Genomic DNA, 9,773 nt, shown 5'->3' on the forward strand with positions numbered 1-9,773 from the left:
ATCTATCAACCAGGGAGATCGCCAGGGTGAGCACCGGAGTCCTCTATCGTCGGCGCGGTAACTTCCATCAAGTTCCGGAGGCTCCCGTGCCCGACCGCCCGTTCCTCAACCGCGACGACGTTGCGGCGATCGGCGGCGTCGAGCCGAAGACCATCTCCCAGCACCTCTACGAGTCGCAGGTTGAGATCGGCGCGGACAAGCGCGACGGCAAGTTCGCCGACGACCCCTTCCCGATCCCGGACGGCCGTGCCGGGCGCGCGCCGTGGTGGTACCTGGAGCGACGCGACGAGATCGCCTCCTGGTTTGAGCGGCACCCGCGCCGGCGCAAGGGCGACGGCATCGGGGGGCGCCCCCGTAAGGCTGATTGACCCCAAAACTCGGTAGAAGTTATTGACCGCAATGGCTCGTGCTCCTAAATTGGTAGTAGTTGAAGACACCGATTTCGGAGACCTGATGCAGAGCACCACCGCGAACCTCCCCGAGCCGGCCGCCGCCGATCCGCTGACCTTCACCAACCCGGACACCGGCGAGCAGATCCAGACCATCACCGCCGACGGCACCGTCTGGATCGTCGCAGCGCCCGTTGCCCGAGCCCTCGGTTACCGCGACGCCAACGACCTCGTTCGCAACCTCGACGCCGACGAGAGGGGTACGCAGACTGTGCGTACCCCCGGTGGTTCGCAGGTCATGACCGTGATCAGTGAGCCGGGCCTCTACCGGGCGCTCGCCACCCGCCGCTCTGGCGCGATCCGGAACCCGCAGATGAAGGACCGCGTCGAGCGCTTCCAGCGCTGGGTGTTCCACGAGGTGATCCCCGCCGCCGCCCGCGGAGGGCGGCCGCTCCCGCGCAACTTCGCCGAAGCTCTCCAGCTCGCCGCCGACCAGGCGCGCGCCATCGAGGAGCACAAGGCGCAGATCGCCGAGCTGGAGCCACGCGCCGCGCAGGCCGACCACTACCGGGCCGCCGACACCCTCGTCACGATCAGCTCGTTCGCCAACGACCTGCAGCTCTGGGCCAAGGAAACGCACAACGTGCGGATCCTCCACGAACACGTCTTCAACTTCATGGCCGAACTCGGCCTGCTCATTCGCGGCAACACGCTCCGGAACAACCAGCCCACCGCGAACGCGATCGACCGCGGCCTGCTGCGCCCCAAGCACACGGTGATCGAGCGGACCGCCGGCCCCGAGGAGAAGATCTCCGCCCGGCTCACGCAGAAGGGCGTCTCGTACGTGTGGGACAAGGCCACCGCCCGGATCGCCGCGAACGGCAACCTTGCCCCCAGTACCGCGCTCGCCACTACCAACTGACCAGGAGGAACACCATGCCCGAAATCTTCCCCGAGGCGCACGTCATGGCCGAGATTGACCGACTCAACGAGCGCATCCAGCAGATGCAGGCCGTCGTGGACGCCGCGACGAAGTGGCGCCAGTGGTACAGCGGCGGCGCCGAGTTCTCCTGGGACGCCGACCGCGACCTCGCCGCGGCCGTGGACGCGTTCCAGTCCGCATGACGCCGGAACTCCTCGCCGAGGCCATCAACTCGCTGGAGCGGGTGGGCTGCCAATTCTGGGCCTGCGAGGGGCCGACGCTCGACCCGATCGACATGGTCACCTGCTACCGGTGCACGACCCTCGGCAAGCTCTACGCCGTCCGCGACGGCAACCTCAACCCGACCACCGCCCTGGAGGCAGCAGGATGACCATCATCGCGACCGTCCCGTACGCCCCGGTCCTGCCCGTCGACGCGACCGTCACGATCAACGGCGTCGAGTACCCCATCCCCGCCGACCAGATCGACGGCATGTTCGTCGACGGCCCCGTGTACCGGATCACCGCCGCCGTCGCCGCGGCCGGCTACCGGCGGACCAGCATCATCCGGTACGTCGGCGACCTGGCCGAGTTCGACGTCGAGCCGATCGAGGGCGACGCCTGATGGACGTCCGCTCCCGCATCCAGCCCGTCGTCGCCACGCACCTGGCAGGCGACACCGTGGACGCCGACACGCTCGCCCAGCAGATCGGCGACGCGCTCGAAGCCGGCGGCATCTACACCGGCGACGAGATCGCCGACTACCTCACCGACATCCCCGACTGGGACCAGCTCGGGGCCGACCGGCTCGCGGAACAGCTGGCCGAGGCGATCGAGGCCGACCGGGACGAGGAGGGCTGATGTTCGACCTGCACCTCGCGAATATCGCCGCCGGCCACCGCCGCCTGCAGGCATCCGCCGACACAGCGCACGAGGCCGCCCACTGGGACGCCGAAGCCGCCCGGTTCGAGCAGCTGGCCGAGATCGCCCAGACCGACCCGGCCGCCGCCCGCGCCGCGTACCGGCCGACGAACGCCTACGACCCGACCAGCGCCCAGGAGGCGACCGCATGAACGTCTCCCCGGACCGCATCGGGCACGACCACCACGTCAACGCGGCCTGCGCGCTCAACACCGTGCCGCTCCTCGCCGCCCGCGTCACCGCGCTGCTGTGGTGGGGGCGGCGCATCACCGTCGTTCGCCGCTGGCTCGACCGAGACAGCACCCCGGACCTGAAGGTCGGCCTGACCGTCGACCACCAGCAGGGCGACCGGGCCGTCCGGGCGAACACCGGCGATGACTTTGCCGGTTTCGGCGTCCACCTCGCCCCCGGCATCGAAGGCTTCGGGTTCAACGCGTACGGCTCCGACGGCAGCCGCACCGAGGCGGAGGTGTGGAAGCGCTGGCACGCCGGCGACCGCCGGGAGATCACCCTCGTCGAGCTGTCGGGTGGCGGGGACAACGGGCCGGGCCTGAACGACTCTCTGACGATCACCCGCTACAACCAGCACCGGGTCGGCGAGCAGATCCAGATCGGCTTCGACCACCACGCCTACTCGGCCGTGTGGCAGGAGCGGTCCGATCGCGGCTGGCAGCTCGGCGGCGAGTCCCTGGACATCTCCTACTGCGATGCGTGGGCACAGCACGGCCCGTACCGAGTCCGGTGCGGCTTCCCGCTCGCCGGGGATGCGTGCGCGGGCGGCGACGACCACATTGATCGCACCGCGCCCGTGGTGGTGAGCGTCTGATGGCCGCCGAGATCGCCCGCCGCCGCGCCGATTTGAACCACGACGTCGTCACTCTCACCGGCAGCCAGAGGCTCCACCGGCGGTCGCCGTGCGGCGGCTGCCCGTGGCGCACCGACCAGAACGGCAGCTTTCCCGCCGAGGCGTTCCGGCTGTCCGCGCCGACCGCCTACGACATGGCCGACAGGGCGTTCGGCTGCCACGAAGCGTCGCACGACCACCCGCTCACCTGCGCCGGGTTCCTGCTCCGCGGCGCCGACCACAACTTCGCCATCCGTCTGGCCGCCGCCCGAGGTGACATCGACCTCGGCGCGGTCCACGACGGCGGACACAACCTGCACGACTCGTACCGGGCGATGTCCGTCGCGAACGGCGTCGACCCGGACGACCCCGCCCTGCGGCCCTGCCGACCCTGACCAGGAGGAACCCATGACCGACACCGCCAACGTCCGCCCGAACCAGCTGTGGGCCGACAACGACCCACGTTCCGCCGGCCGCACCCTGCGCGTCGTCTCCGTGGACGGCGACTACGCCGAGTGCGTCGTCGAGACGAACGCGACCGACATCCAGCACGAGATCGACAACCCGACCCGCACCTACTCGCGGCCCACCGACCGGCGCGGCAAAACGGTCCGGATCAAGACGTCCCGCATGCAGCCGACCAGCACCGGCTACCGGCTGGAGCGCGACGCGTGACTCGCTCACCGCTGTTTGCGGCGGCCGTCGTGTCCGCCGCCCTGCTGGCCGGCTGCGGCACCGCCGGCCCCGAGCCGTACCGGCCGGAGCCCGCCCAGCCGCCGGCGCAGCTGCCGATCTCCGGGGCGGGCGGCGGCGAGTCCGACGACGACTCGGACTGCGACGCCGAGGACCGGGCACGCAACGAGCTGCCCGACTGCGGGTGGACGGACGGCGGCCGGTTCGTGCAGTGGTCGTGGGTGCGCGCCGGGAAGACGACGCCACCCGCGGGCTGGCGGGCCGACAGCGAACGGAAGGTGACCGTGCAGACGCCGCAGCCGGTCGCGCCCAGGGCGACGGCGCCGCGGTCCAGCGGGGACGAGAAGCGCGAGCCCGCGCCGACCAAGACGAAACCGACCACACCGAGCAAGAGGAGCAAGCGATGACCGAGTTCGTTCCGCGCGGCGTGCCCGCGACCCTGGCGGCCGAGGCGGTGGCCGAGATGGTCTCGCCCGTCCGCTGCCTGATCTGCTCCGCCATCTACGACGTGGGCAAGGTGACCGTCACCGCCCGGTACACCGACTGCTCCGTCTGGGTGTCGCCGTGCTGCAACCAGCAGGTCGACGATCGGCAGCACCCGTGGACCGCCACGCCGCGCATCGAGACCATCGACAAGGCCAGCTTCAGCCCTTACGCGCTGGACGTGTTCGGCCGGATGGAGTGGTCGTGACTGATGCCCTCGCCGACGCGGCCGTCATCATCGAGCCGTACATCAGCTCCGACTTCAAACGCCAACCCCGAGCGCTCGGCGCAGCAGAAGACCTCCGCAACGCCGGGCTTCTCGCCGGGTGCGAGCCGACCACCCGCAGCCCGCTGCCGGTTGAGGAGCAGGCCGCGAACATCCTCGGCTGCCGCCTCGACTGGCCGGCCGCTGTCGAGATCGCGGGCAAGCTCGGAGCGCGCGGCCTGCTCCGAGAGGCGGTCGCGGCGTGAGCGGGACCGTGCCGCTGGCCGCCCTGCCGGACGGCTACACCGCCGCCGAGACTAACTACGGCAACCTCACCCATGCCGCCGAAACCGGCTCTGGCCAGACACTGTGCGGCCGGGCGGTGTTCTCGTTCCTCAGTGTGGAGCGGTGGCCGGTCGAGTGCCCGCGCTGCATCAAGCAGGTGTCGAACCAGCACGGCGGGGGAGAGGCGTGACCGGCCGCCGGGTGAAGGTCCGCGGCGGCCTCTACGCGCCCCGCGTCCCTGCTGGCGCCGTCTACATCGGCCGACGCGGGCCCGCCCTCGCCGGCTCCCCGTACGCGAACCCGTACCCGGCCCGCGAACACGGCCGCGCCGAAGCGCTCCGGCTCTACACCGCCTGGCTGCACCGGCAACCCGACCTCATCGCCCGCGCCCGTACCGAGCTCGCCGGCAAGGACCTCGCCTGCTGGTGCGATGAGCAGCTGCCGCTCGGCTGGACCGGCCCGTGGTGCCACGGGGACGTGCTCCTCAAGGTGCTCGCCTCGCCGGCCTGAACCCCTGGCTTCGGCCTACGCCTCACCCGGTGGTTTGTGCCACCAGGTGGGGCGTTGTGCTGCCGAGCTGCGGTGGTTTGCCTTTCGGGTGTTGGCCGTTGCGGCAGTACGGCATCATGCCGGTGCCGAGCGCCCTGCGGGCCTTCGTGGGCCAGGTGCAGACGAAGCAGGCCTTCTCTCGTGAGTCTGTTTCACTAGGCATGCACGTACCGTTTCATGCAACTTGCAGATTTGCATGACCCCCGAACGGAGATCGGGGCACCTGTCTGCCCCGCACGACCAAACCGGACAGCCCTGACCAGTAGAAAGACGAGCGGCAGTCCTTGAAATTGGGATGCCTGTGCATCCCACGAGCGCAAAAACGACACCCCCATAACCTCACCCGCGTGACCCTGCCCGGCCGCGGCCCACGCGGCTACCGCGAACTCGCCGAGCACCTCGCCCGGCAAATCCGCGACGGCATCTATCCCGCCGGGCAGCGCCTCCCGTCCGAGCTCGCGCTCCAGCAGACGTACGACCTCGCCCGGAACACCGTCCGCAAAGCCGTCGAAGAGCTCGAATACCAAGGCCTGGTTGTCGTACAGCGCGGCTACGGTGCCGTCGTGGCCATCGAGCAGGAGAAACAGCGGGTCATCGTCCCCGCCGGCACCGTCGTGTCCGGGCGGATGCCGACCCTCACCGAGGCGTACGAGTGGGGCCTGCCGCGCGGCATCCCCATGCTCATCGCCACCGGCCCGGACGGCACCGTGATCCAGGCGCTACCCGCCGACCGGTTCGAGATCGTAACCGAATAGGGCAGGTTACGGGTCTGACCTGCCTAAGACACGCGTACGCATGTTCGGCTGGATGCAACTCCCGCAATGGCATACTTGCCTGAGTCGCAAGTTTGACCCGGACTATCCGCCCAAAGGGGCATAACCCGCGTCACTCGGACACCCAGTGCGCCGTTGATCCCATACCGCCGACACGATCACGGCGACATCGACCACGCGCAACGTCCGCACCCCGACTCCCCACGGGGCGGAGCACAACCGCACCACCTCGCTGACACGTGCCAACGGCCGGGGCCTCACCCCGGCGCACCACGGGGGACACCCATGGATGACCTCACACCCCGCATCACCCACGACCGCGGACTCTGGGCCACCGCCGTCATCGCCGCCCTCACCGCCGTCATCGGCCTCACCCTCGGCGCTGGCCTCGACCTCGCCCACGGCAACCGATGGCCCGTCCTCGACGACATCGCCCACGCCGCCGGCTGGGTCGCCCTCGGCGCCTGGATCACCACACTCATCCGCGGCGCCCATCGCGCCGGAGCCGACACCGCCGCGCGCATAGAAGCCCACGTCCAGTCGGTGCGCGAGGAGATCCGCGCCGACCGTGCCGAAATCGAACGCATCCGGGCGCTGATCGAGGCCCTACCCGATGTCATGGACAAACGCGTACGAGACGCCGTCGACGAACTCGAGGAACGCCTCGCCGCCGACTTCGTAGCCAAGACCGCGGCCCCACTCGAAAGCCTGGCGGAGCGAAGCGGGGTGCGCCGCCTCCCCCACGCGCGGGGCGGGAAAGTGACGGGCTAGGCCGCGTCGATACGACGCCCCGCCGCCGGGGCGGCCGGCGGGAGGCGGCGAGCCAGGATCGCCACCGCCTTCTGCCGCTGCTCCTCGGTGATCGGAGGCAGCCCTGCCAGCAGCGCGGCCACACGCCGCTGCATGGCCTCAGCGACGTCCGGCGGGAACGGGGCGGTGAAGTCCGCGATGGGCATGAACCCATGCTCCGCCAGAAGCCGCCAGAAAACAAGCGAAAACGCTAGTCAAGGCGTCGAGGGTGAATCGTCACCCGCTCGGGGTCAAACTTCGGCGACCGCCGCCCCGGCCCGATCACGACCTTGTCCACGAACAGCCCGCACAACTCCGTCTGCTCCAGCACGTCCAGATCTCCCCGAAGCCAACGCTCCGCCAGATCCGGCAGCGGCTCCCGCAGCGACTCGACGCCCGCAACCGCAGCCAACTCCTCGCGCGCCTCAGTGATCCGCCGCCGCACACCCCGCAGCAGGGACACCACCTCAGGAACATCACCGTCGTCCGCGCCGTCCAGCGTGCCGGCCAGCACCGCCGCCCGGCCTTCCAGGGACGTGATCCGATCCATGATTGATGCAGTGCGTGACGCCGACGCCGCTTCCCGCTCCGCCAGCAGCCGCGCCGTCGCAGGGTTCTGGAGCATCGACACGACGAACATGCCGATCATCGCCTGCACCTCCTCCAGCCCGACGAACCGGCCGTTGCAGCCGCCGTTATTCGGATCGCATCGCCAGCGCAACCGTTCCTGCTTTTTGTACGCACTCATCGGAATGCCGCGCACCACACAATCGGAACAGAAGACGAAACCGCTCGCCCAGTACTTACGCCGCCCACCGCTCGACGGCGCAGCCGGCTTCATCGCCAGCAGCGACCGTAGCTGCTGGTGCTCCTCCGGCTCAATGATCTTCGGCCACACCGCTTCGCTCGTCACCTCGCCAAGATGTTCCCGAAGTCCGGCGATCCTCGCCGACGACAAGATTTTCTGTAGGCGCACCCGGGTGAACACGTTCCCCTTCACCGTCAGATGCCCGGCGCCCACCACCCACCGATGCACCTGCTGCATGCTCTTGCCGTCCTTCAGCAACAGGTCTTTGCAGTGGCGGATGACGGCAGCCTCCTCCTCGTTGATCTCCTCCCGCACGATGACCCGGCGATGACCCAGCTCGGCGATGACACGGTTGTATCCGTACGGCCGGGTTCCCCCACCGTTGATGCCGCCGAGTTCCGCCAGCTCACGCACCCCGACCTTGACACGGTCTGACCGATGCTCCGACTCGTACCGAGCCCGGTTGACCTTCGCCCGAGCCTCGGCACGCCCGTCTGCGGTCTCCAGGTCGAGGTACCCGGACTGCTCGATATAGACGAGCGGTTTGACCTTCAGGGCAACGTCGAGAAAGTCCTCGAATTCGCGGGGCGTACGCCAAAGACGGTCCGTATGCCACGCGACGATGCCGCGGCGCCCGGGCTTCTCGGCAATCCAGTCCAGCAGGGCGTAATAGCCCGGTCGGGGTTTAAACTTCGACGACTTGTCGTATGCGGACATGTCGTCGTCGATCTTCGACGTGCCCTCATTTCCGCCGATCTTTTCGATCGCTTTCCGGTTGAGGCGGTTTTGGCGCTTGGCGCTGCCTGCGGTGCTGTTCTTGTTGTCGCTGAGCCGGGCGTAGTTGCCCCACTCGTACTCGTCATCCACGACAGGGCGCATGGCCGGAACTCCGAACTGGACACGGAACGCTACTGGGATGATTAGAGTACCGCCGGGCAGGCCGACGACCCGTTCTTCCTGGATCTGCGCGTCTTCGACCTGCTCTACGGCGGCGACCTGAGCGAGACCGGCAACGACTCGCTCGCCGGCTTCAACGTGAACACGATCGCGCTGGAGGTGCCGTACAAGGACGTCGCGCTCGGCCACGACGCCGGCCGCAACCCGGTGATCGGCGTCTGGGCAAGCACGGAACGGCCGAAGGTACGCATCACCGGGGAGAACCGCGGTGTGACCGGCGAGACCGTGCAGGTCTCCCGGCTCGGCAACCCGCTGGTCAACGAGGTGGTCGTGCCGGCCGGGCTGAAGGACACGTTCAACGCGTCCGCACCGGACCGGGACGCGGACAACCCGGCGCTGGTCGCCCGGGTCAACGAGCCCGAGGTGCCGAAGCTGATCGCGCAGATCTACGGCGTCCCGGCGCCCGCGACACCCCGCGCCGACCTGGCCGAGATCTACCTGACCGGGCTCACCACGAAGGCCGGTGGCCCGATCAGGGCGGACCTGAACTCGCAGCTGGCGAACCCGGACGCGGACCCGGACGCGTTCCGCCCGTCCGAGCAACTGCGGCTGAACCTGACCACGCCGGTGACCGCGAACCCGTCCCGGCTCGGCGTGCTCGGCGGCGACCCGCAGGGTTTCCCGAACGGCCGCCGGCTCACCGACGACGTGGTCGACATCTCGCTGCAGGCGCTGGCCGGCGCCGCGCAGACCGGGAAGCTGGTCGACGCGCTCGGCACCGGCGACAAGGTGGACGCGAACGACCAGGGGTTCACCGGCACGTTCCCGTACCTGGCGCTGCCGAACACCGCGCGCACCGGCGGTGGCGCCGCGCCGGCCGCGGACCAGCAGGGCACCGGTGTGGTGCCGCAGCCGGCGGCGCGGACCGGGCCGCCGGATCAATCGTTGCTGACCACGGCCGCGGCCGGGCTCGCCGGTGCGGCCGGTGCGGCGCTGGTCGTCTTCGGGCTGCTGTGGCGCCGCCGGCAGCGGGCCGCCACGGCCGTGCCGTCGAGCCCGGCGCCGGTCGTCCCGTTCGCGCCGGGACGCGTGGTCGGCACGGCCCGCGTCTCGGACGATCCCACGCTCCGCCCGCCGAGCGACCCGTTCACCACGAACGCCGGCTGAACCGCCCGCACCACGAACAGAGATCCACGACGACGGTACGGCCGGGAGC

The 9,773-nt window shown here is 69.8% G+C and carries 20 protein-coding genes; 18 read left to right on the top strand and 2 right to left on the bottom strand.

Going from position 1 to position 9,773, the window contains the following annotated elements; all coding sequences use genetic code 11:
* Window positions 1–26: 26 nt before the first annotated feature.
* The 17 genes from J2S42_RS00380 to J2S42_RS00460 all read left to right on the top strand — a co-directional run bounded on the left by J2S42_RS00380 (window position 27) and on the right by J2S42_RS00460 (window position 6,834).
* Entirely contained in the window at window positions 27–368 is a 342-nt protein-coding gene (locus tag J2S42_RS00380) for a hypothetical protein (protein WP_307234017.1), read from the top strand.
* Between the two features lie 85 nt (window positions 369–453).
* A complete protein-coding gene (locus J2S42_RS00385) occupies window positions 454–1,311 on the top strand; it encodes a phage antirepressor (protein ID WP_307234019.1) in 858 nt (285 codons plus the stop codon).
* Window positions 1,312–1,325: 14 nt separating this feature from the next.
* Window positions 1,326–1,514, top strand: a complete 189-nt coding sequence (locus J2S42_RS00390) for a hypothetical protein (RefSeq protein ID WP_307234021.1) — start codon at window positions 1,326–1,328, stop codon at window positions 1,512–1,514.
* Window positions 1,511–1,702, top strand: a complete 192-nt coding sequence (locus J2S42_RS00395) for a hypothetical protein (protein WP_307234023.1) — start codon at window positions 1,511–1,513, stop codon at window positions 1,700–1,702. Before J2S42_RS00390 ends, J2S42_RS00395 begins: the two co-directional genes overlap by 4 nt.
* Window positions 1,699–1,935 (top strand): hypothetical protein, encoded by a 237-nt coding sequence (locus J2S42_RS00400; RefSeq protein ID WP_307234025.1) that lies wholly within the window; start codon window positions 1,699–1,701, stop codon window positions 1,933–1,935. Before J2S42_RS00395 ends, J2S42_RS00400 begins: the two co-directional genes overlap by 4 nt.
* Window positions 1,935–2,171 (top strand): hypothetical protein, encoded by a 237-nt coding sequence (locus J2S42_RS00405; protein WP_307234027.1) that lies wholly within the window; start codon window positions 1,935–1,937, stop codon window positions 2,169–2,171. The genes J2S42_RS00400 and J2S42_RS00405 overlap by 1 nt, the downstream gene beginning before the upstream one ends.
* On the top strand, window positions 2,171–2,383 hold the full coding sequence (locus J2S42_RS00410) for a hypothetical protein (RefSeq protein ID WP_307234029.1): 213 nt from the start codon (window positions 2,171–2,173) through the stop codon (window positions 2,381–2,383). Before J2S42_RS00405 ends, J2S42_RS00410 begins: the two co-directional genes overlap by 1 nt.
* Window positions 2,380–3,057, top strand: coding sequence for a hypothetical protein (locus J2S42_RS00415; RefSeq protein WP_307234031.1), 678 nt, complete (start codon window positions 2,380–2,382; stop codon window positions 3,055–3,057). The genes J2S42_RS00410 and J2S42_RS00415 overlap by 4 nt, the downstream gene beginning before the upstream one ends.
* Complete coding sequence (locus tag J2S42_RS00420; protein ID WP_307234033.1) at window positions 3,057–3,470, top strand: DUF6283 family protein; 414 nt, start codon at window positions 3,057–3,059, stop codon at window positions 3,468–3,470. Before J2S42_RS00415 ends, J2S42_RS00420 begins: the two co-directional genes overlap by 1 nt.
* 13 nt (window positions 3,471–3,483) lie before the next feature.
* The gene (locus J2S42_RS00425; protein WP_307234035.1) at window positions 3,484–3,750 is read left to right on the top strand and encodes a hypothetical protein; all 267 of its coding nucleotides are present in this window, start codon (window positions 3,484–3,486) and stop codon (window positions 3,748–3,750) included.
* 29 nt (window positions 3,751–3,779) lie between these two features.
* Window positions 3,780–4,175, top strand: coding sequence for a hypothetical protein (locus tag J2S42_RS00430; RefSeq protein WP_307234037.1), 396 nt, complete (start codon window positions 3,780–3,782; stop codon window positions 4,173–4,175).
* Window positions 4,172–4,459, top strand: a complete 288-nt coding sequence (locus J2S42_RS00435; RefSeq protein ID WP_307234039.1) for a hypothetical protein — start codon at window positions 4,172–4,174, stop codon at window positions 4,457–4,459. The genes J2S42_RS00430 and J2S42_RS00435 overlap by 4 nt, the downstream gene beginning before the upstream one ends.
* Window positions 4,456–4,722, top strand: coding sequence for a hypothetical protein (locus J2S42_RS00440; protein WP_307234041.1), 267 nt, complete (start codon window positions 4,456–4,458; stop codon window positions 4,720–4,722). Before J2S42_RS00435 ends, J2S42_RS00440 begins: the two co-directional genes overlap by 4 nt.
* Window positions 4,719–4,931: a hypothetical protein gene (locus J2S42_RS00445; protein ID WP_307234044.1), complete on the top strand. Its 213-nt coding sequence runs from the start codon at window positions 4,719–4,721 to the stop codon at window positions 4,929–4,931. The genes J2S42_RS00440 and J2S42_RS00445 overlap by 4 nt, the downstream gene beginning before the upstream one ends.
* Entirely contained in the window at window positions 4,928–5,251 is a 324-nt protein-coding gene (locus J2S42_RS00450) for a DUF4326 domain-containing protein (protein ID WP_307234046.1), read from the top strand. Before J2S42_RS00445 ends, J2S42_RS00450 begins: the two co-directional genes overlap by 4 nt.
* 386 nt (window positions 5,252–5,637) lie before the next feature.
* Window positions 5,638–6,045, top strand: a complete 408-nt coding sequence (locus J2S42_RS00455; protein ID WP_307234048.1) for a winged helix-turn-helix domain-containing protein — start codon at window positions 5,638–5,640, stop codon at window positions 6,043–6,045.
* 303 nt (window positions 6,046–6,348) lie between these two features.
* Window positions 6,349–6,834 carry a hypothetical protein gene (locus tag J2S42_RS00460; protein ID WP_307234050.1) on the top strand — a complete coding sequence of 162 codons (486 nt, stop codon included), beginning with the start codon at window positions 6,349–6,351 and terminating at the stop codon, window positions 6,832–6,834.
* On the opposite strand, the gene J2S42_RS00465 is transcribed toward J2S42_RS00460, so the two are convergent.
* Both J2S42_RS00465 and J2S42_RS00470 read right to left on the bottom strand, forming a co-directional pair.
* Window positions 6,831–7,019 (bottom strand): hypothetical protein, encoded by a 189-nt coding sequence (locus J2S42_RS00465; RefSeq protein WP_307234051.1) that lies wholly within the window; start codon window positions 7,017–7,019, stop codon window positions 6,831–6,833. The genes J2S42_RS00460 and J2S42_RS00465 overlap by 4 nt on opposite strands.
* A 44-nt stretch (window positions 7,020–7,063) precedes the next feature.
* Window positions 7,064–8,746: a recombinase family protein gene (locus J2S42_RS00470; RefSeq protein ID WP_307234053.1), complete on the bottom strand. Its 1,683-nt coding sequence runs from the start codon at window positions 8,744–8,746 to the stop codon at window positions 7,064–7,066.
* Here J2S42_RS00470 and J2S42_RS00475 point away from each other — a divergent pair.
* Window positions 8,639–9,724, top strand: a complete 1,086-nt coding sequence (locus J2S42_RS00475) for a DUF4331 domain-containing protein (RefSeq protein WP_307248566.1) — start codon at window positions 8,639–8,641, stop codon at window positions 9,722–9,724. The two genes, J2S42_RS00470 and J2S42_RS00475, sit on opposite strands and share 108 nt — an antisense overlap.
* Window positions 9,725–9,773 lie beyond the last annotated feature (49 nt).

Origin of the sequence: Catenuloplanes indicus (assembly GCF_030813715.1) — a bacterium.
In the GTDB taxonomy this organism is placed as follows: Bacteria; Actinomycetota; Actinomycetes; order Mycobacteriales; family Micromonosporaceae; genus Catenuloplanes; species Catenuloplanes indicus.